Origin of the sequence: Proteus sp. G2609 (genome assembly GCF_963896135.1) — a bacterium.
GTDB classification, from domain to species: domain Bacteria; phylum Pseudomonadota; class Gammaproteobacteria; order Enterobacterales; family Enterobacteriaceae; genus Proteus; species Proteus mirabilis.
In genome coordinates, this window is the sequence record NZ_CAWQNB010000015.1 from 1 (window position 1) to 22586 (window position 22586).

The 22586-nt window shown below is 35.1% G+C and carries 19 protein-coding genes; 12 read left to right on the plus strand and 7 right to left on the minus strand.

From position 1 onward, the window contains the following. Window positions 1-178: 178 nt before the first annotated feature. The 10 genes from mrpA to AACV01_RS04850 all read left to right on the plus strand — a co-directional run bounded on the left by mrpA (window position 179) and on the right by AACV01_RS04850 (window position 9812). Window positions 179-706, plus strand: coding sequence for an MR/P fimbria major subunit MrpA (gene mrpA, locus AACV01_RS04805; protein WP_004247325.1), 528 nt, complete (start codon window positions 179-181; stop codon window positions 704-706). A 96-nt stretch (window positions 707-802) separates the two neighbouring features. Continuing rightward, window positions 803-1351: an MR/P fimbria assembly terminator MrpB gene (mrpB, locus tag AACV01_RS04810; RefSeq protein ID WP_139149873.1), complete on the plus strand. Its 549-nt coding sequence runs from the start codon at window positions 803-805 to the stop codon at window positions 1349-1351. Between the two features lie 22 nt (window positions 1352-1373). After that, window positions 1374-3989 carry an MR/P fimbria usher protein MrpC gene (gene mrpC, locus AACV01_RS04815; protein ID WP_049197759.1) on the plus strand — a complete coding sequence of 872 codons (2616 nt, stop codon included), beginning with the start codon at window positions 1374-1376 and terminating at the stop codon, window positions 3987-3989. Between the two features lie 55 nt (window positions 3990-4044). Next, window positions 4045-4803, plus strand: a complete 759-nt coding sequence (gene mrpD, locus AACV01_RS04820; RefSeq protein ID WP_004244924.1) for an MR/P fimbria assembly chaperone MrpD — start codon at window positions 4045-4047, stop codon at window positions 4801-4803. Window positions 4804-4816: 13 nt separating this feature from the next. Next, window positions 4817-5362 carry a fimbrial protein gene (locus tag AACV01_RS04825; RefSeq protein ID WP_004244923.1) on the plus strand — a complete coding sequence of 182 codons (546 nt, stop codon included), beginning with the start codon at window positions 4817-4819 and terminating at the stop codon, window positions 5360-5362. A 12-nt stretch (window positions 5363-5374) separates the two neighbouring features. Further along, complete coding sequence (locus AACV01_RS04830; RefSeq protein WP_004244922.1) at window positions 5375-5860, plus strand: fimbrial protein; 486 nt, start codon at window positions 5375-5377, stop codon at window positions 5858-5860. Window positions 5861-5870: 10 nt separating this feature from the next. Then, window positions 5871-6419, plus strand: coding sequence for a fimbrial protein (locus AACV01_RS04835; RefSeq protein ID WP_041701024.1), 549 nt, complete (start codon window positions 5871-5873; stop codon window positions 6417-6419). Window positions 6420-6440: 21 nt separating this feature from the next. Beyond that, window positions 6441-7268: an MrpH family fimbial adhesin gene (locus AACV01_RS04840; protein WP_020945271.1), complete on the plus strand. Its 828-nt coding sequence runs from the start codon at window positions 6441-6443 to the stop codon at window positions 7266-7268. Window positions 7269-7289: 21 nt separating this feature from the next. Beyond that, entirely contained in the window at window positions 7290-7613 is a 324-nt protein-coding gene (gene mrpJ / locus AACV01_RS04845) for a transcriptional regulator MrpJ (RefSeq protein WP_004244917.1), read from the plus strand. A 624-nt stretch (window positions 7614-8237) separates the two neighbouring features. After that, complete coding sequence (locus AACV01_RS04850) at window positions 8238-9812, plus strand: AbgT family transporter (RefSeq protein ID WP_004244916.1); 1575 nt, start codon at window positions 8238-8240, stop codon at window positions 9810-9812. Between the two features lie 39 nt (window positions 9813-9851). On the opposite strand, the gene AACV01_RS04855 is transcribed toward AACV01_RS04850, so the two are convergent. Further along, window positions 9852-10235 carry a DnaJ family domain-containing protein gene (locus tag AACV01_RS04855; protein WP_036894309.1) on the minus strand — a complete coding sequence of 128 codons (384 nt, stop codon included), beginning with the start codon at window positions 10233-10235 and terminating at the stop codon, window positions 9852-9854. 131 nt (window positions 10236-10366) lie between these two features. Here AACV01_RS04855 and AACV01_RS04860 point away from each other — a divergent pair, with 131 nt between their 5' ends. Both AACV01_RS04860 and arnT read left to right on the plus strand, forming a co-directional pair. Further along, entirely contained in the window at window positions 10367-10705 is a 339-nt protein-coding gene (locus AACV01_RS04860; protein WP_004244914.1) for a carboxymuconolactone decarboxylase family protein, read from the plus strand. 365 nt (window positions 10706-11070) lie between these two features. Further along, the gene (gene arnT, locus AACV01_RS04865) at window positions 11071-12705 is read left to right on the plus strand and encodes a lipid IV(A) 4-amino-4-deoxy-L-arabinosyltransferase (RefSeq protein WP_237584993.1); all 1635 of its coding nucleotides are present in this window, start codon (window positions 11071-11073) and stop codon (window positions 12703-12705) included. Between the two features lie 488 nt (window positions 12706-13193). On the opposite strand, the gene AACV01_RS04870 is transcribed toward arnT, so the two are convergent. From AACV01_RS04870 to AACV01_RS04895, 6 genes are all read right to left on the minus strand, one after another. Continuing rightward, the gene (locus AACV01_RS04870) at window positions 13194-14546 is read right to left on the minus strand and encodes a TolC family outer membrane protein (RefSeq protein WP_046334384.1); all 1353 of its coding nucleotides are present in this window, start codon (window positions 14544-14546) and stop codon (window positions 13194-13196) included. Then, window positions 14546-15871 carry an HlyD family type I secretion periplasmic adaptor subunit gene (locus tag AACV01_RS04875; protein WP_046334385.1) on the minus strand — a complete coding sequence of 442 codons (1326 nt, stop codon included), beginning with the start codon at window positions 15869-15871 and terminating at the stop codon, window positions 14546-14548. The genes AACV01_RS04870 and AACV01_RS04875 overlap by 1 nt, the downstream gene beginning before the upstream one ends. Before the next feature lie 16 nt (window positions 15872-15887). Next, complete coding sequence (locus tag AACV01_RS04880) at window positions 15888-17627, minus strand: type I secretion system permease/ATPase (RefSeq protein ID WP_004252439.1); 1740 nt, start codon at window positions 17625-17627, stop codon at window positions 15888-15890. A gap of 162 nt (window positions 17628-17789) precedes the next feature. Then, window positions 17790-19265, minus strand: a complete 1476-nt coding sequence (locus AACV01_RS04885; protein WP_004247335.1) for a serralysin family metalloprotease — start codon at window positions 19263-19265, stop codon at window positions 17790-17792. Window positions 19266-19811: 546 nt separating this feature from the next. Next, entirely contained in the window at window positions 19812-21803 is a 1992-nt protein-coding gene (locus tag AACV01_RS04890) for a M10 family metallopeptidase (protein ID WP_272927275.1), read from the minus strand. Window positions 21804-22102: 299 nt separating this feature from the next. After that, window positions 22103-22586 (minus strand): M10 family metallopeptidase C-terminal domain-containing protein (locus AACV01_RS04895; protein WP_202611855.1); only part of this gene is annotated, 484 nt, incomplete at its 5' end.

Below are 22586 nucleotides of genomic sequence, written 5' to 3' on the forward strand. Positions count from 1 at the left end.
TAAACAATTTGGTGTATTTTGTTTCGTTTCTAACGATATTTCGTGGCGTTTGAAGTGGACTTAAATATACCAAAATTCCCGAGCTCAATAAATGAGCCATTCAATTAGGAATAATCCAATCCTAAATGAATTAATTATTTTAGATGTCTTCATCCTTTATATTTCAGGAAACAAAAAGATGAAATTAAATAAATTAGCTTTAGTTCTTGGTTTAGGTTTATCTGTTGTTGCGGGTTCTGCTTTAGCTGCAGATCAAGGTCATGGTACTGTTAAATTTGTTGGTTCAATCATTGATGCTCCTTGCTCAATTACTCCTGATACTGAAAATCAAACAGTTCCACTAGGTCAAATTTCTACTGCTGCATTAAAAGATGGTGGCCGTAGTAATTCTCGTGACTTTAAAATCTCTTTAGAAAATTGTACTACAGAGACTTACAAAACTGTTCAAACAACTTTCACTGGCTCTGAAGCAACTGAAGTTTTAGAAGGTTCTTTAGGCATTGAAGGTATCGCTAAAAATGCAGCTGTTGTAATCACCGATGCGGGTGGTAAACAAATCAAATTAGGCACCCCAAGTGCTGCTCAAAACCTGCGTGATGGTAACAATGATCTGAACTTTGCTGCTTATTTACAAGGTTCTGCATCTGAAGCTGCTGTTCCAGGTGACTTTACTGCAATCGCAACTTTCGCACTGACTTATCAGTAAGAAAAAATAAGTTCTGTACAAGGAAGTACAGAGCTTTATTCCTGTCTTTACTTTTAATGATTTTTCTTACTAACGGAGAAAAATATGAATCGCAAGATGGCACCACTATTGCTATGCCTTGTTGCCAGTTTAGTGACTGCGTCAACGATAGCCAGTGATGTAAAACAAGATAAAAACATGCATCAGCGATTTGGGTGGCTCAATCTACAAGGAACCATATTAGAGCCGTCATGTGCAATATCAGCGGGAAGTAGTGATCAAGTGATCCCGCTAACGACGGTATCTATCCCAACGTTAGTCACTGAAGGTCAAGGACCGATTGAATATTTTTCTATCAGATTAACGGACTGTACGCTAATTAGCCAGAAAGGGCAAGAAGCGGATAATCCACGTTTTATCGCAACGTTCGATGGTCCTTCTAATGGAAATGGCAACTTTGAGTTATCCGGTGAGGCCAAAGGTGCTTCATTAGCGATAGCGGATCGTTATGGTCGACAAGCTATTCCAGGACAACCCCTACCGCCCGTTGGCATTGATTCGCAGTCAATGGCATTGCTGTACCAAGCTCGAATAGTCAAAAACAACGATACGCCAAAAGCGGGGAATTACCGTACGACGCTGCGCTTTAAGCTGGAATACTATTAAATGGATCAGGGTTGGATAATTTATGGTTAGATCATTCAAAACCGTTTGTTTAGAGAAGCGAGAAAAGAGAAAAAAGCATGCTATTCGGCCTGTTGCTATATTGATCTATTTAATTGTTACTGGGGCATCCAGTCTTTCAAGTTCAGCTTTAGCGAATAGCGATATTGAGTTTAATGCTGATATTTTAGATCTTAAAGATAAACAAAATATCGATTTATCTGATTTCTCTCGAGCTGGCTACATTATGCCAGGGCGCTACGAATTTGTTGTTCGTATAAATAATAATGAACTTCCCGATATCTACAACATTAATTACGTTGTACCTGCAGATGATCCCAAAGGAAGTGAACCTTGCTTACCTCCTGAATTAGTTCGTCAATTAGGGCTAAAACCGGAGTGGCTTGATAAAATTCGTTTTAACGATAATCAAACTTGCCTTGATACATCATCTATTCCCGGAATGACAATAAATGCCAGTTTAGGTAGTGGTAATTTATTATTAACGATACCTCAAGCTTATTTGGAGTATTCAGCACCAAACTGGGATCCGCCTTCTCGTTGGGATGACGGTATTTCAGGAATACTTTTTGATTATAACGTCAATGCAAATGTGACTGATCCTGCTAAAGGGAAACAACGTCAGCAAGTGACGGGGTTAGGTACTTTAGGGGCGAACTTAGGTGCTTGGCGTTTTCGCGCTGATTGGCAAGCGAGCTACCAACATACGACAGGGATCCCTCAAAGTACAGAAAACAGCTGGAAATGGAATCAATACTATCTCTATAGAGCTATCCCTCAATGGGAAGCGCGCTTTGTCATGGGAGAGACTTACTCGCGCTCCGATATTTTTGATAGTTTCCGTTTTACCGGGGTTCATCTCGCAACTGACGACAATATGTTGCCACCTAATTTACGTGGATATGCGCCAGAAGTCACAGGTGTAGCAAAAACCAATGCCAAAGTGACAATTAGCCAACAGGGTCGAGTGATCTACGAGACGCAAGTTGCTCCAGGACCATTTCGTATTCAAGATATTAATGATGCGGTTAGCGGTAAATTAGATGTACGTGTCGAAGAGCAAGATGGCTCTGTACAAGAGTTTCAAATGGATACGGCAAGTATTCCTTATTTAACTCGACCAGGACGAGTGCAATATAAATTCTCGGCAGGTAAACCTTCTAATATTGACCATAATACCGAAGGCCCCGTTTTTGGTATGGGGGAATTTTCATGGGGGGTGAGTAACGGTTGGTCACTTTATGGGGGCTCAATTGTTGCGGGTGATTATAACGCCTTGTCTGCGGGTATCGGCCGTGACTTAATGGCTTTTGGTGCTCTCTCTTTTGATGCTACTCACTCTTGGGCAAAAATTCCTCGTGATGATAAGCGTTATAACGGTGGCTCTTATCGATTAAGTTATTCAAAACGTTTTGAAGCTATTAATAGCCAAGTCACCTTTGCTGGTTATCGCTTCTCAGAACGCGACTTTATGACCATGGATCAGTATTTAGAGCGTCGCTATCGCGATGGTAATGCTGATAATAACAAAGAACTTTATACCATTATGTTTAGTAAGCAATTTCCTGACTGGGGATTGAGTACTTACTTAAACTATAGTCACCAAACATATTGGAATAAGCCAACTAATGATAATTACAACTTATCGTTAGCGAAAAGCGCGGATATTGGTCGTTTTAAAAATATCAATTTTAGTCTCTCCGCTTTCCGTAATAAATTTAATGGCACCAATGATAATGGCGTTTATATGAATGTCAGTATGCCTTGGGGTGATCGTGCGACCATCAGTTACAACACTGTCATTAATAAGAGCGGTAACTCTCATAATGTCAGCTATTACGATCGAATTGATGACAATAGTAGTTATCGTGTTGGCGCTGGGGTAAGTAGCAATGGTAAACCTTCAGCCGATGCTTATTTTATGCATTATGCTGATGCGGCCTTAGTCACCGCCAGTGCAAGTCATATCAATGGTGAATATACCTCTGCCACTTTATCGCTACAAGGTGGTGCCACACTTACGCCGAAAGGTGGAGCATTACACCGCGTTAGTCGTACAGGTAGTACTCGTTTACTTATTGATACAGACGGTATCGCTAATATTCCCGTGAAGAATTTTGGTGCGATTTCCCATACCAATATGTTTGGTAAAGCGGTATTGCCAGATATTAATGATTACTACCGTAGTAGCGCGAGTATCGATCTTAATCGATTACCTGAAAATGTCGAAGCATTACGCTCAATTCAGCAATTAACCTTAACCGAAGGGGCGATTGGTTACCGTCGATTTGATGTTATCGAAGGGCAAAAAGCCATGGCGGTTATTCGGTTAAAAGATGGAACCTTCCCACCATTTGGCGCCAGTGTCACAACAGAAAAAGGGCGTGAGTTAGGCATCATTAATGATGGTGGAAATGTTTATCTAACTGGTATTAATACCGGGGATGTATTGAGTGTTCGTTGGAGTGGTAAAGAGCAGTGCAAAGTACTTATTCCAACATTGGTGGAGAATGTGCAAATTTCATCACTGTTATTGACCTGTAGTGATGATGGCACAGCAACCTCTACTTTCAATCAAAGAGAAGTCTCCTTACCTAAAACGAAGTTTCTATCTCGTTAAGGTTAAGGAACAGGAAATAAAGATAAAAACAACTTCAGACAAAGAGTAATTAAAGATGATGTTATTAAAACGCTCATGCATTGTTGCAACCACTTTGTTAATGGGAATGGCATTTACTCATCAAGCTGTTGCTGCCATTGCGCTAGATCGAACTCGTGTCATTTTTAATGGTGCCGAAAAATCGATTAGTTTAAATGTCAGCAATCAAAATAAGGACTTGCCTTATCTTGCTCAAGGCTGGATGGAAAATGAAAACGGCGAACGTATTGAAAGCCCACTGATTGTTTTACCCCCGATCCAACGTATTGAACCGGGTGATAAAAGTCAGATTAAGGTGCAATCATTACCTGATATAGCCAAATTACCACAAGATAGAGAAAGTGTTTTCTATTTTAACCTACGTGAAATTCCACCACGTAGTAATAAGCCTAATGTACTGCAAATTGCATTACAAACGCGGATCAAATTATTTTATCGTCCTGCATCAATCTATGCCTCGCAAACGGATTTAACCAATCCTTGGCAAGAGCAGATCACTTTAACTAAAAAAGGTGATCGCTTCGAAGTGAATAATCCAACGCCTTACTATGTGACATTAGTCGATGGATTAACCAGTTTGAAAGGAAAAAGCTTGGATGGCTTTGAACCATTAATGATCGCACCTAAAAGTAGCGGCACGATAAATCTGAGTGCTTCCATGTTTGGTGCTTCACCGGTATTGAGCTACATCAATGATTATGGCGGTCGCCCTCAGATGAAATTCACCTGTAGTGGCAATCAATGCAAAGTAACAGAAACGGCAGCTGGAAACTAAATAGGTCTGATTTATGGTTATGGAACAGTGGTTTAGCCCAAGCAAGGCAGTGTTGGTTTTTATTCTGGCAACATTTACTGGAGGCCTGAGTTCTACTGCTGTTGCTAACTTACCTGCAGGAGCAGTAATAAGAGCGACCCCCGGGATTGTTTATATCAATATTACTGGAAACGTCATCGCTCCACCTCCTTGCTTAATCAATGACGGCAAGATGATCGAGGTGAATTTTGGCGAAGTAATGAGTACGCGTATTAATGATAGCAATTATAAGCAACCTATCGAATATACCGCGACTTGCCAAAAAAGACCGACTAACGCCATGAAAGTCTATATAACAGGTAATGCAACAGGGTTCGATAGTAATGCCCTACAAACTAATATTACGGGATTAGGGGTACGCATTCTTTATCAAGGTAAATTATTAGGATTAGGCTCAGCAGTTAAATTTACCTATCCCAATTTGCCTAAACTAGAAGCGATCCCTGTGCGTGATAATAGAGAAACACTAGTTGGTGGAGATTTTGTTGCCAATGCCACACTTCATGTAGATTATCAGTAAAGGGGCAACACGATGAATAAATTGCAATCTATTTGTCTGATTATATTACTAAATTCTACAGCAGTAATGGCGGCCGACTCGCCTAATTTAAAATTATTCGGAACATTATTAGTGCCACCTCCTTGTGTTATCAGTAATGACGAACGGATTGAGGTTTTTTTTGGTAAGAACGTCGGTATTAATAAAGTTGATGGTATTAACTATACCGAATCGGTGAATTATACCTTGGTATGCGACGCTAATTTAAAAGGCTGGGATTTGGGATTATCAATTATCGGACCTAAAACCCAGTTTGATGAGGCGGCGTTGCAAACCAATATTCCAGATTTAGGTATTCATTTAACTCAAGATGGTAAGCCTTTTAAGCTAAATGAGCGTATTGCGATTTCACCAGATTCGCCTCCGGTTATTCAAGCTGTTCCAGTAAAAAGACCGGGAAGTACATTGCCTGAAGGGGCATTTGAAGTCTCAGCCACCTTATTAGCAGAATACCAATAGGAGCGTTTTGATGAAAATAAAAACATTATCGATCCGGTTCATATTGGGTCTATCTGTATCAATAGGGTTAACTTCAACGGCTTTTGCAATACCAGACAACCTCTATTTTCACGGCATATTAGTTGATGAGCCTTGTACCATAAAACCGGGTGATGAAACCGTGGTACTCGATTTTGGCAATATTCCTGATAAAAACCTTTATGCCTATAAAAGAACGCCAAGCAAGTTATTTCAATTACGTCTGTCAGAATGCGATCTCTCAATCGGTAAAAGCGTCAAAATAACCTTTAAAGGAGAGGAAAATCAAGCAATGGCAGGAGAAGGATTTTTGGCAATAAGTCCGGGTAGCCAGGCTTCTGGTATTGCGGTGGGATTAGAGTCTGAAAATGGTAATGCTCTACCTATAAATAAAGAAACAGACAAGATGTCATTAACTGCGGGTGACACTATTTTGAATTTTTATGCCTTTATTCAAGGTGAGCCGGATGCGATTGCGAATAAGTCGATTAAACGTGGTCCTTTTAGTGCAATAGCCACCTTCTATTTGAATTATGACTGATAATGAAGATTGAGGTTTTACATGTTTATATTTAAACGATTTCCGGCGATATTTATCTTAATAGCGGGGCTTTTCTCAGCCCCTGCGATGGCCTCTATTTTTTCTTATATAACAGAATCAACGGGAACACCGACTAACGCCACTTACACTTATGTTATTGAGCGTTGGGATCCAGAAAACTCAGGGATGTTAAATCCTTGTTATGGTGATCGTGTCTGTTATGTCACAGTCAATCATAAGCATGATATTGATGGCTCAGGAGGAAGGGCGCACTTTGTTATTGGTCGAATTGAAAAATTACGTACTTTAGCGGAAGTTCGTGATTTTGTATTAAAAAACACGTCATTTCCAATTCAAGGAAAAACAACGCACGTAGGGCCTTCATTAAACTCTAACCAAGAGTGTGTGGGATTATTCTATCAACCGAATTCAAGTGGTATATCACCACGAGGAAAACTCTTACCAGGTTCACTATGCGGTATCGCACCACCACCAGTGGGTGCATGTAAAATATCTGAAGGTGCGGTGAACCTTAACTATGGTGATATTGATGAAGCTAGTTTAAGTGGTGCTAAGCGCTCTGAAACAATCAATGTAACCTGTAATTTAGCAATGAAAGTGTTGGTTATCGCATCTGGCTCTGATAGTGGGCGAGTACCTCTTCGTGCAGATAAGAGTTTATATGCTGATTTATATCTAAACAATTATCCTGGTGAAAAAGGCGTTACGGTAAATGTTCCAGCAGGCGGTTCAACGCCAGTCTCTGTGAGTTCAACGCTACGCACGAATGGACGGGTAGCACCGGGGCGTTTCTCCGGTTCCGGTTCAATTATTTTAACCATGCCTTAATCATGATAATGGGTGAATATTATGATGATGAATTTTGATTTTGCGAATATAGATGTAAATGCTTCCGTAGGTAAAAAGATCCAAAAAAAACGTAAAGAGCTGGGTTATACCGGTATGCAGCTGGCTAAAAAAATTGGTGTCAGCCAGCAACAGTTTTCTCGCTATGAACGAGGTATGAACAAAATAGATCTCAGACATTTAGTGTTGTTAGCTCTCTATTTAAATACACCCATTTATTGGTTTTTTGAGGATTGCTACGTAAAAAAGCCTTCATTAAATAATAAAGGAATAGATAAGCGCAATTATGTTATTGCTCAAGCAACACCTGATGCTTTTCATTATTGATATTAAGTCGATATGACATATTGATGTTTTGCTAGATATTACATTTCTTTGATTGATTACCTTATTGGTAGGGCAAGGGCAACCTTGCCGTTTTTTTATGTTGAAAGCTGACTTATTTTATCTCTTCTAATACACCCATTTATTATTTTTCTATTATTTACTACGCTATTACTAGGCTTTTCTCCTATTTTATTATCATACCGCTTAGTCACAAATAGACTTATTTTTTAACATCTCTTAGTTAATTCTTGTAATGATGTGACTATAAATAGTAATTTCAGCCGTTATTATCAGGTTTATTAGAGTATTCGAAGCTTTTTATGTACTTTTTAAGGAGTTTTTAGTTCTGCAAAGGTTAATAAATAGACTTTAAAATGTTAAAAAGTGTTAACTTGCGCGCATTTTTTAATTTTAGATATTATAAATTGATTTTAATGTTTGTTATCTATAATCGATGGTATATTTTTTAACTTATTGTTTTATATTAATTAAATTATATTTTTTTTCATTGTTTGAGTGTTAATTTTAGATAATATCATTTATATGATAGGTATTTACGGATAGTAAAAACAAATTTGGTTGTGTACTGTGCATTTTCTGTTTTTTTTATAAAAAGGATAAATCATGCAAACAAAAAAACAGGGAGGAAGTCGTTTTCTACGCACAGTGGAATGGCTTGGAAATGCACTCCCCCATCCCGTTATTTTATTTATTATTTTAATTGCTATTTTACTTGTATCTTCAGCAGTTGGTGAATACTTCGGCGTTACAGTACAAGATCCACGACCAGAAGGCGCTAAAGGGCGCGCTGAAGATGGTTATATTCATATTATCAGTTTACTTGATGCTGATGGTATACGACGTATTCTTGCTAATATTGTTACCAATTTTACAGGGTTTGCTCCTTTAGGAACCGTACTGGTGGCTTTACTCGGTGTCGGAATAGCTGAACGAGCGGGATTATTATCAGCCGTTATGCGTTTAGTGGTTATGAAAGCTCCACGCAAAATGACCACATTAGCCATTGTATTTGCAGGTATTATGTCAAATACTGCAGCTGAATTAGGATATGTTGTCTTGATCCCGCTATCGGCAATTATTTTCCATTCGCTAGGTCGTCATCCATTAGCGGGGATTGCTGCTGCGTTTGCGGGAGTATCTGGCGGATATTCAGCTAACTTACTGTTAGGGACTATCGATCCATTATTATCAGGTATTACACAACAAGCAGCACGCATTATTGACCCAAGCTATATTGTTGGTGCGGAAGCAAACTGGTACTTTATGTTTGTCAGCACCTTTTTAATTACATTTTTAGGCTACATCATCACAGAAAAAATCGTTGAGCCTCAGTTAGGGCCTTATAATGGTAATGAATTAGATGATGAAGAAACTGATCTAAAAAATGCTGCGCAAGTTACCCCTCTTGAGAAAAAAGCACTATGGGCAGCAACAGGAACATTTATTGTGATGGCCATCATTCTGGCATTCACTGTCGTACCTGAAAATGGCATATTAAGAAACCAAGAAACAGGTTTAATTGGTAACTCACCATTCTTAAAATCCATTGTTGTATTCATTTTCTTATTTTTTGCTATCCCCGGTATTGTTTATGGTTGGATAGCCAAGACTATGCGTTCAGATAAAGATATTGTCGATGCCATGGCAAACTCTATGAGCACATTAGGTCTTTATTTAGTAATTATTTTCTTTGCTGCTCAATTTGTGGCTTTTTTTGGCTGGACAAATATAGGGCAAGTGATCGCTGTTAAAGGTGCAGCTTTACTCAACAGTATTGATATGCCAAGTGGGTTGCTATTTTTGGGCTTTATTTTAATTTGCGCCTTTATCAATTTAATGATTGGTTCAGCTTCCGCACAATGGGCAGTAACGGCGCCTATTTTTGTTCCTATGTTAATGCTGGCAGGTTATGCGCCAGAAACTATTCAAGCAGCTTATCGTATAGGTGATTCGGTGACGAATATTATTACGCCAATGATGAGTTACTTTGGTTTAATCTTAGCGGTTGCCACAAAATATAAGAAAGATACGGGTATTGGAACCATGATCTCGATGATGTTGCCATATTCTATTATCTTCTTAATTGGTTGGTCACTGTTATTCTACCTTTGGGTGTTTGTTTTCCACTTACCAGTAGGGCCTGGATCGCCAATTTATTATTCACCGCATGCGGGATAATATTATTCTTTAGATAAGCTTATACAAGGATGTATAGGCTTATTTGTGTTTATCTTTATGTGTTGCTAACTTTTCTGTTAATTGAGTTGCATAGTCCGTATGTAGAAACTGTGTGTCCATTCCTGCCTGTTGTAATTTTAATTCGAGTAAAGTGAGTTTTTTTTGTAACTGTTCATCTTTGATGCCAGTTTCTGAAAGTGAACTTAATATTTCGGCTAAAGATAATGCATCTTTTCTATCTTGCATTTCTGGGGGCAAAAAGCCGGCATTCTTAAGCAAATGATAACTAGCCCGCAAAGACTCAGGAACATGACTGTTATCATCTAATACCAAGGGTTTACCTTCTCCTGGCAAAGAAGAGAGTTCACCATTTTTCAACGCCTTTTCAATGTGGCGCTCCGCCCATTCATCAAGAATTGACATTATTCAGCCTCAACATTAATGACTAATGTAATCAATAAAATAACAAACTTAATTTCACTTGATCAAATCACATAAAATGATATTATATTTTTATATTATATAAATATATATATTGTTATAGGGAGAGTAAAATGAGCAAGTACCAAGAAATAGTAACAGACATCTCGGGGAATATGGGGGCATTATCTAAAAATATTCCTGAAGTTATGAAGTCATTTATGAGTACCACCAAAGCAAGCTCTAAAGATGGTGTGCTCGATGCTAAAACCAAAGAGCTGATTGCTATTGCCATTGCTGTTGCTAATCGTTGTGATGGTTGTATAGGTTTTCATACTAAAACTCTAGTTGAATTAGGGACGACAGAGCAGGAGCTTGCAGAAGCATTGGGCGTCGCGATTTATATGGGAGGGGGCCCTTCTGTGATGTATGCGTCCAATACCATGGGTGCTTTTAAAGAATTTAGTCAATAGTATTTAATAAAATTTAGTTATCATTATAGCCAGCATATTGCTGGCTTTTTGGGTTTTAAAGCTTATAGTGGCTCACTTATATTTTAGTTTTTCTTAATGATTACTAATGGTATTAGTTATATTCGTGAAATGCCAAAAGGAAATTATTATTGATAACCTTTTTTTATAAAAACATAAAGGAATTGTGAGTATTTTTACGTAAAAAAATAAAAGATAACAATTTGATTTTTAATAATATTTTTTTATTTCTCTATTTTTATTAATAAAGCTTTAATAAATATATTTGAATTTTTTATAAAATATTATGACTAATTGATGTTGATAAATAATGTAGTGCGTTTATTTGAGGAATTATGAATATAGCGATGACAGAAAGATATAAATGGTTATTGTTTTTCCTATTTATCTTATTAACTTATTTTATTCCTTTAGAAACGCGACTGTTATGGCAACCAGATGAAATTCGTTATGCTGAAATTAGCCGTGAAATGTTAGTTTCTGGCAATTGGTCAGTGCCTTATCTTCTTGATATTCGTTATTTTGAAAAACCTGTTTTAGGATATTGGATCAATTGTATTGCTCAGTGGCTATTTGGTGAAAGCCATTTTGCGGTGCGTATTGTTGTAGTAACATCAACCTTATTAACAGGATGGCTTATTTATAAAGCGGCAATGGTAGTTTGGCGCAATAGCGCTCTTGCTTTTAATGCTATGACCGTTTTTTTATCTTCTTTTCTGGTATTAGCAATAGGTACTTATAATATATTAGATCCTATTGTGACGCTGTTTGTGACCGCTGCAATGTACTCATTTTTAGTTGCGTTATCGACCCCGAATAAAAAGGGCAAAATAATTGCTTATATAGGTATTGGCTTTTTTTGCGCACTTGGTTTTTTAACAAAAGGCTTTATTGCGGTTGTTTTACCTGCATTAGTTTTTTTAGTCATGGCAATTAGTCAAGCTCGCTTTAAAGAAGTGGTTTGCTATTCCTCTATTGCATTGTTAGCTCTCGCTATTACAGCTGGACCTTGGGTGATTACTGTTGCATTACAAGCACCGGATTATTGGAATTATTTTTTCTGGGTTGAACATGTACAGCGTTTTATTGCTAAAGAGTCTGCTCGCTCACAACCAACGTGGTTCTATATCCCGATAGTTATATTGGGTGTATTGCCTTGGCTAGGTTTTTTATTTGGTGCATTAAAATCAGCTTTCTCTTTAAAAAAAGGTACACTCTATTTTCTGCTGTGGTTTGCTCTCTTTTTTGCTTTTTTCTCAGCCTCAAAAGGAAAACTATTAACCTATATGCTGCCGTGCTTTGTGCCATTATCTATTTTAATTGCACACTATATCGAAGAGTTAAAAGATAGACCTGATGAGAAAATCAGTAAACTGAATGCATCTATCAATATTGCTTTTGGGCTAATGGGTATATCAGCCGTTATCTATTCTTTATACAGTGCCAAATTTGAGCTTTATGATACGAATGAAACGTTGAAAATAGTGTTAGCAATAAGTGGTTTTTTATTTTGGAGTGTGATTGGTGCGGGGGCGCTGTTTAGACAAACACAGTTTTTAACGATGTTTTGCTCTATCGGACTAAGTTTAGTTATTGGATATGCAATCCCAGAAAAGATAGAAAGTAGAAGTACACCAGAAAATATTATCCAACGTTATTATGAGCCTTTAAGTAATAAATCGTATCTTTTAACGGACGAAGTTGGTATTGGTACATCACTTGCTTGGGGACTAAAACGGACTGATATTCGTTTAACAGAGACGAAAGGTGAGTTGGCTTATGGTTTAAATTACCCAGATGTAAAAAATAAATACTATAGCCTTGAACAGCTATTAGCATTAATCGAAGCAAACCAATATAAAGGGGTAGCGATTGTTTTAGTCAGACCTGATAGAAAGCAGATTTTGACTAAATTGACTACATTAAAGGAAAAACCGATAGTAGAAAAAGAGGGCGATTTAACGCTGGTGTTCTTTAATTAGCTGAATTGCTTTAATATTTATTTTGCTGTGATGTTTTTTCTCAGTGAGTACTGATCATGTATTACGATTTTGCTTTTCGTGTGATTTATATGTGATCTAGATTAAAAAACAGAATTTGTTGGCAAATATATTTTGCGCTTTGTCGTTTTAATGGTAGGTTTAAAATGTGTCCATTAGAACGGAGTTAGCTAAGCACTATATGACAAGTCACTTAACTTTATCAGAACCCCCACCCAGACAAAATGTACTCATGAATAGGGGGAATTTATGCTGATTTTTTTAACTGAATGTATTATCGGTCTGGCATCAATTGCTCTTACTCACCGTGTATTAATGTTGTACGGTAATAAAAAGAAGTGATGAAAATACGATATGCTAATAAGCTAAGTAATCTATTAGACTAACTATCATAGACGCAAAGCCCTATAACCTGATTAATTATAGGGCTTTTATTATAGTATTGAGTTAAATTAAATATATATTTTCAGCTACTGAAAATAGTTTTCAATAATTTTTATTTTTTCAATATCTAGAGTATTGGTATATTGATGTAATAATGCCCAAGCTTGAATATAATCATATTTGGCTTTGATTAAATCTTGCTGCGCTCTATATAAAAGCTCTTCCGCATTAAGCACATCAACCATCGTTCGCTGACCACCAATATAGCTTTTTCGTGTTGCATTTAATTGTAACTTAGCGGAACTAACTGCTTGCTCAAAAGCCATCAATTTAATATGGCTCGTTGAGCAAATTTGATATTGATATCTTAATTCCTGCATAATATTTTGAATAATAGCATCCCTTTCAAATGCACTCATCTGATATTTTGCTGTCGACTGACGCATTGATGCCGTTGTCTTACCCCCATTAAATAAAGGCATACTGACATAAAAACCCACGTTAGCAGATTGGTATTTCTGGTTAATGGTATTATTACTATCAGAATTACTACTAGAGTAAGCCGCATAAAATTGTACTGTTGGGAAAAATTCTCCTCTATTTTTCTCAATCTCTTGTTTAGCTATCGCCATTTCATGACGAGCAGATTGTATCTTTAAGTTATTTTGTATGGCATTTTTTTCCCATGTGGAATAGTCATCGGGAGCCAGTGATTGAAGAACAAACTTTGTATCAGTTAGCTTTGCGATATGCTCATGAGTAGGCAATTGTGAACCGATCATAGCACTGAGTTTGTTTTTAGCCTTTTCAATTTCTAATTGAAGATCGGTATATTGTGACTGTGTTAAATATAAACGAGTCTCTATTTCAGCAATATCTGTTTTGGTTCCTTCTCCTAACTCAAATAGGCGTTGACTTGAAGCTAGTTGTTTTTGATAGATTTCTTGCTGTGCTTGATTTAGTAATAATTTATCTTGTGTATAAGCAACTTGAATATAATTATCGATAAGTCGAATAATTAATTCTGAAAATTTATTTTGATAATGACTGTCTGCTAATAATGTTTTAATGATAGAAGCTTTGTATTCACTAAATGCGGTGTAGTCAAATAGTGGTTGACTAATAATAGCGTTGACAGAATAGCTTTGATAGTTTTGATACTCAACTGTTGTTATTTTATCCTGAAATATATTTATTGGATAAGCCTTACGTTGCCAGTTGCGAGGATTATTTTTGTAATTGATAGAAATATTGGGTAGCAATTGTGATAACCCGATATTTTCATACTCTTTACCTGCTACTTGTTCTTTTACCGCTGCATTAAATGTGGGGTCATGTTTAATCGCTAAAAAATAGAGATCAGACAATGTAACCGCTGAAGCTGGCAAGCTTAGGAGTCCTACGGAAAAAAGTGTAAAAAGTTTTTTTATTAGCATCATTATTCTTCCGTTAATGAAGTATGGAGCCTATCCAATACTGGTTTGAAAAGATAATTTAATAATGAGCGATCGCCAGTTTTAATAAACACATCAACGGGCATGCCTGCTTTCAATTTATTTTTATTATCTGCTAATAATGTATAATCTTTTATATTAATAAGAACTTGATAATACGGCTCTGTTGTTCGTTCATCAATTAATCTATCGGCAGAAATAATCGTTACTTCACCAGGGATTTTTGGCGTGGTATTTTGATTAAAGGCACTAAAGATCAAATCAACGGGAAGGCCAGGAGTTACCTTATCAATAAGATGCGGAGCAAGACGCGCTTCAATAACAAGTTGATGATCTTCAGGCACTATGTCCATTAATGTCTGACCTGTTTTTACAAAGCCACCTTGGGTAAAAACAGAAAGATCCATTACAGTACCCGATATCGGTGCGATAATCGCCATTTTAGCTAATTTATCTTTTTCTATAATAAGTTGTTTTTCTGTTTCACTGATTTGTAATTGTATTTTATTTAGCTCTGTTCTAGCTAATTGGTAGTAATTAGCATTACGTTGCAATATTCTTTGTTCATATTCTAATTTTTGCTTTTCTAATGCGCTTATTTGCCCAAAAGTCTCGTTAAGTTGATTATTATTTTCAGCTAATTCTCTTATCATTTCTTGATATCGGTGACGAGGAATATATCCTTCATTAGCTAAAATTTGTAAATCATTAAGCTGGTTTTGTAGATTACTAATTTGACTCTTTTTATTCTGAATTGAGCGCTTTAGATGGGTTAGGCGACTAGTAATGCCATCTATAACAGCTTTATAACCATTTATTTCACTTATTAATTCTGCACTTTTTTCATTTAATAAACGATTTTGTTGTAGTAATAACTTCTCTCTATTTTCAGTAGATGAATAGTATTTCTCGCTATTATTTAATTTAAATGAAGTTTGTTGATTAAGTTCAGCATATAATCTTTGTTGAGTGATCAGTAAATTATCATATTGCTCTGATAACGATTTTACTAAGGCTTGAGATTGAATAGGGCTTAGCTGTATCAGAGTTTGTCCAGCTGATACCGGATCACCATTTTTTACAAATATATGAGTAATAATGCCTTCAATAGAAGACTGTACACTTTTTTTATTTCCCGATATGGCTACGTTTCCTATTGCAGGAACGCCTTTATCAAGGGGCGCGAAAGCAGCCCAAAAAATAAAAATTGCTAAGCCTAATAAAACCACAGTCCATCCAATAACGAGAAATTTCTTTGGATCATCTGAAATTTTTTCTGACAGTGGTATAACATTTTTTTCTATAGTCATAATCAATTCCGAAAAATTAAGCGTTATTTGAGGTTGCTGGTGTTGAAGAAATAGTGTTTGCCGTTTTTGTGATAGTTGGATTATTTAATTCAGCAATAACAGACGCCGTTGGACCGAATAATTTGGTGTTTCCATCAAATATCACTAATAATTTATTAGTGACAGAAAGTAGCTGTTTTTGGTGGGTAATTAAAATAACGGTTTTTTTATGCTGTTTTAATGTTTCGATCGCCTGTGTTAACGCTCTAATACCTAAATCATCTAAATTAGAATTTGGCTCATCTAAGACAACTAACGTGGGATCGCCATATAATGCTCTGGCTAATGCAATACGTTGTTTTTGTCCGCCGGATAATCCTTCACCGTGAGCACCAATTTGGGTTTCATATCCTTGAGGAAAGCGTAAAATCATCTCGTGTACATGTGCCATTTTGGCGGCTTGGATCACTTTTTGAGGATCAACCTCAGTAAAGCGTGCAATATTTTCAGCGATAGTGCCGGGGAAAAGGGCGATTTCTTGAGGTAAATAACCAATATGTGGACCAATTTCTTCTTTACTCCACTGAAAGATATCCGCATTATCTAATCGCACAATGCCTTTTTTGACCTGCCATATACCGACAATAAATTTTGCTAAAGAAGACTTACCAGAAGCACTCGGGCCAATAATACCTAGTATATCTCCCGGTAATAGAGCAAAATTGATATTATTTAGTAATATTCTGTCACTGTGTGGATACACGGCTTCATCGATATTAACAAGTAATTGGCCTTGAGGCTTAGGTAAGGCCATTTTTTTATTTTCTTGAGGGTATGTTTTTAATAAAGTTGTCAATCGATTGTAGGCTGCTTTACTACTATCCCAACTTTTCCATACATTGATCACTTGCTCAATAGGGGCTAATGCTCGACCTAAAAGTATTGAACCGGCAATCATCATTCCAGGACTGATAGTATTATCAATAGCAAGCCATCCCCCTAAACCTAGCATTAAAGATTGTAATGCCATACGTGTTACTTTTGTGATAGCGTTAATACCAGCTGCATTATCACTGGCTTGTGTTTGTGCTTGTAAATATTTGAAATGAGAGGTTTGCCATTGTTTACGTAATTGACTAAGCATTCCCATCGCTTCGATAGTCTGTGGATGTTCTAAATGATGACTTTGTATTAGTTGTGCTTGATTGGCAAAATTGTTCGCTTTTTTTAAATGATTTTTAGATAGATATTCATTAAGGATAGCCAAAGCAAATAAGATAAGGGCACCACAAAGTGCAAATAATCCTAACCAAGGATTAAATAAAGTAATAACTAAAAGGTAAATAGGGAACCAAGGTAGATCAAAGAAAGTGAATATGGCATGACTAGTAATGAATTGTCGTAAAGTAATTAGATCTGTTAATGCTAATGTTGGATTAATATTCGCTATTTTGTTTAATTTTTCTCGGTAAGCTGCAGTATAAATGCGTGAATTAAGTGATAAATCTAATTTATTACTCATACGTATAACAATAATGCTTCTTAAATATTCTAATCCTCCCATAAAGATAAAAAGAGCTAACATAATGATTGTTAGCATCAATAGTGTCATTTCATTACCTGATGGTAATACTCGATCGTAAACTTGTAACATATAAATAGAAGGGACTAACATTAATATATTAATTAAAGCGGTAAATAGCCCAATAGAGAGAAAAACTTTTCGTCTCTCTTTTATGATACTTGTTATCTCGTTATTATATTTTATTTGTGGCATGTGGTATTCCTGATTTAATTTGTCTATTTTTAGTACTAAATATCTTTTGTTAGTTTTAAAGAAGTGTCTATTTTCTCTTTATTTTTTATTATGAATATCAAAATAGCTTCATTTAAAGCAAAAGAGGGTAGGAGAAATAACTTTCTCCTACCCAACTATGACTTAAACAATAAAATCAGTTTCGTAATTAACAAAACCTACGATATCAATTTTAAAATCAGGATTATAATTATAGCCATAAGCATTAATGGCTAATTCAGAAGCATTGGTTACTTCATTATAGCTAAGAGTTGCTTCGCCAGCATTTCCTGTAAAGTTATCAACAAAGTTAAGAATTTTGCTACTAAATGTATCTTGAATTAATGTTGATAAATCAATTTTATCAATACCGGTTTTGAAATCCATTATTTTATCTGCGGCTGTTACTAAAGAATCTGCAATTTCTTTATAAATAAAGGTATTGCTTCCTGTGCCACCATGTAATGTATCTTGTCCACGACCACCATAAATAGTGTTATTACCACTATGGCCATAGATAATATCGTCTCCTTCGCCTCCAATAAGAGTATTATCAGCATCATTACCATGAATAATATCATTACCAAAACCACCAATTGCGTTTTCTATGGTAACATTTTGTGCAATGGAAACATTTTTCTGTAATCCCCCCACATCAGAAAAGTTCCCAGCACGTAAATCAATCAGTTGATCTTGATAGAAGCCTGAGAAATCAAATGTATCGTTACCACCACTATCCCATACAGAGAAAATTAATTTATCATTGCTATCAGTAGCCGTATAATAATCAATCCCAGTATTTGAATTGAAACCATATACATCATCACCTGTTCTGGTAGTCGTATTTGCGCCATAGAGATATTGCATAGCAGAAATATCATGAAGGAGAGGGGCTCCGGCATAAGCACCTTGGAAGTGGGCGCCTGTTTCATACTCATCCCAATAGCTCATTACTGTATATTGGCGACTATCTTCCGCATAATCAGATTTTAAATAACCTGGAACATTCTGACCTGCGTTATAATCACCAGGATGCATAAGACCCAGTGTATGACCAATTTCATGGATAATAGTTAAACGACCATAATTACCCAATTCTGGTGTAGTATTACCTGCATAATGATAATCACTAAACCATGCTTGGCCAGAAAGATCTTTTCCATAAGCATAGGTATTAGGCAATGTTGCATAAGCCTGAAATGTGCCATTGGGATCATAGATATTACCAAAAGTAATATCTGTTTTTACGTCAGAAGCCTTCATTCCATCAACATTCCCAACAGCAACTTCAGTAAATTTAATATTTGCAATGTCAGACCATGCATCTAAAGATTTTCTTGCATGCTCTTTTTGTAATTCATTAAATTCATAAGGATTCTTATTACCAAATTGATTAAATTTGCCTTCCCATTTTGGGAATGAATAAGTCACCTCAGCGGGTTGCCCAATAACATATTTGCCATTCCAAGTGGAATCTTCACGGGCTATATGTTTTCCTGCGGTATCATAATCAAAAGAAGGTAATACTTTGGTTGAATAGTTATAGAAGATCCCGCTTTTATCTAATAAATCAGAAATATTAGATAACCCAACGGCTTTTTTTAATAAAAAAGATCCCATAATATCCTCCAGATATAAATTTAGGTTAAGTTTATTTTCATACTGAAAATATATTTATCTGGCGAATGCCATTGAGGATAAAGATAGACATTAATTATTATTAATCTAGGGGGGTAAAATAAGTTTTTAAATAATTGTGAAGTAAAGTGTGTTTTAAGTCAGAATAATTTAATGAGGTGAATATAAGTATAGTTATATTTTATTTTTAGATGATTTCTATTGTTAGTTATTGTTTTATAATTGAAAGGAAAATTTTACTTAAGTTTGATTTTTAATTTAATTAATGGGTTTGTTTAAAATTAATGTATCATTTATTATGTTAAGTTGTTTGATGTTTGATGTTTGATGTTTGATGTTTGATGTTTGATGTTTGATGTTTGATGTTTGATGTTTGTTTTATTTCTATAGTAATAATAATATTGGTGAATAATAAACAAAATAAAAATAACATAATGTATTATTTTTATACTGCTAAAAAACAGAACATCTAAATAAAAAAGGACTACAATATAATCATAATCCTTATTGTTAATTAGAATAATATCTTTATATATCTAAAAGATCATTGTAACTTAATATACCCTCAAGTTTTATAAAGATAGTCGAATGATGGTCGTTATTGGCTGTTGAAATAGTTATTGTGGTTTTATTTGTATGAATATCATTATGTAAAACTATTTCATTTTCATTTCCTGATAATTGTTCTACTCGTTTCATTTTTGATATATCGATTTTTTTATAATTTTGATCAACAAAAATAATTTTGTCTTCATTCGTATTAAAATCAAAAATTAAATTATAACTTTTAGCGCCTTTATAGCATAAGAAGTTAAAAGTATCATTTCCTTGTTCACCATATAATAGATTAGTACCTAATCCACAATAAAATATATCATTCCCTTCACCACCTTGAAGTTCATTTCGTCCTGCTTTTGATATCGAAAATAATAGATCATTGCCTTTACCGCCAATGAATGTATTATTTCCATAATAATCAACAAGGGTATCATCTCCATCACCACCAAAGAGTTTATCATTACCTTTATTTCCATAGAGGTAATCATTACCCATACTACCATGGAGAATATCATTACCCATACCACCATGGAGAATATCATCACCTATACCTCCATAGAGGTAATCATTGCCTATATCACCATACAGAATATCATTACCCATACCACCATAGAGGTGATCATTACCCAAACCACCATTGATGGTATCATTACCATCACCACCTAGAAGTTCATTATTAGCACTATTTCCTATGATAGTATCATGACCTGATCCACCAATAGCATTTTCAATAATCGTTTTGTAGGCAATAGAGATATTACTACGTAACCCGCCAATATCTGAAAAGCTACCTTCATTTAAATTAATGACTTGATTAACGGTATATAGGGAAAAGTCTAATGTATCAATTCCCCCCGAATCCCAAATACAACTTACTAATTTATCTTCTATGCTTTTTAAGGAGTAAGCGACACGTCCGGTATTAGAATGAAATCCATAGATATTATTTTCAAGGCGTGTGGTCATATTTGGGCCATAGAGATATTGCAATAATAATATATCTAGTAACATAAAGGTCATGGGATAAAGACCACCAAAATCAGCATGCTCTGAGGTTGGTATATCATAACCCATAACAGAATATTTCAATGAAGCTAATACATGATTTTTATCTTTATATTCTAAGTATTGCCAACTATGGTTTAGCCCGAGTGCATGACCAACTTCATGCAAAATAACTTTATAATGATATGTGCCTGGCTGATATTTATTATTTTTTAGTGTTTCAATTAGAGTATTGGTTTTTTTTATTATCAGAACAGTACCATTATCTTTAAAATTGAAAGCATCACCAATATTACCTTCTGTTTTTATATAATTATCAAGATCATGTTGATGTATTATCTTATAATATTGGTGTGATGATAAATTTAAAAATATAGTTCCAGAGTATTGGTATTGTTCATCAATATTTATCTTTTTTATAGGGGTTGAATATCTGCTAGGGTAGGTTGCAAAACCTCTGGTGGTATATGAAAATTCTATTGAACCATGACTAATATGAAAATCATCGTAAAAACCAAATTTTATATCGGCATCGAATTCTGGATTAGATGCAACAAACTTTGCTTGTGTTATATGGGCAATTTCACTAAGAATATCTGAAATAACTTCTTGTTGATGAGGATATATGGTTGTTTGTGTATTATAAAAATACGGATGTATACTATTCTTGTGAAAAATAATACTATTTTCTATATCCTCTATATCTTTTTCTAATTCAGCTATTCTGCTTATTGAATATTTATTTCTATAATATTTTAATGAAGCGATTTCTTTTTCTTTTTTTTCCTTAAGATAGGTCAATTCATATACTTTAGCGGTATGTTTTATTGATTCTATTCTATCTTTTTCTGTTACTGAATATTTTTTATTTGAGTAATTTCTTTTTTTATCATAATCAGGGAATATATAAGTTATTTTGGTGATATTACTATGTGGCTGTTTAGGCCAACCATACATATAATTTATAACAATTTTACCATCAGGTAGATAGAAGTAAGTTGGTTTTTTATTGAGTTAAAACTATTCATACTAAATCCTTTTACCAAAAGAGAATTTTCTATATTTCTTAATTTTATAATTAATGGATATATATATGGGAATAACTTTTATAAAACAAACTATTTATTAGTATGTTTTTAGTCGATTGCTATTAATTATTTATACGCATATTATTCTAGATTATTATTAATATAATAATTGATGGTTATTTATAGAGTAATAATTTAAATTTTTACAAATCATATGGTGAAATGTATTTATACCGCAAAGAGTTCATCGTGGTTAAATATACCGACAATCTCTATATGTACAATGGACTTATCATCGTTAGAAGATGTTGAAACGTCTATGATGGTTTTGTTGGCTGGTTTGTTATAATTTAATGAAAATTCATTTTTATCTCCTGATAATTTATCAACTTTTTTCATTTTTGTTATATCTATTTTTCTATAATCCCTAGTAATCAAAGTTATTTTATCCTTGTTTTTTTCAAAATCCCAAATTGAACTATTGCTTTCAATGCCCTCATAGCAGAAAAAATTAAAGGTATCATTTCCTTGTCCACCGGTTACATGATGAGTTCCTGTGCCTAAATATATTTCATCATCACCTTCTCCCCCTTGAATGATATTTCTGCCTGGAAGCCCTCTATCCATTGATGCTACACAGATCCGATCATTACCCTTACCACCATTCAACATATTAGCACCATAATAATCAATAAGCATATCATCTCCATCA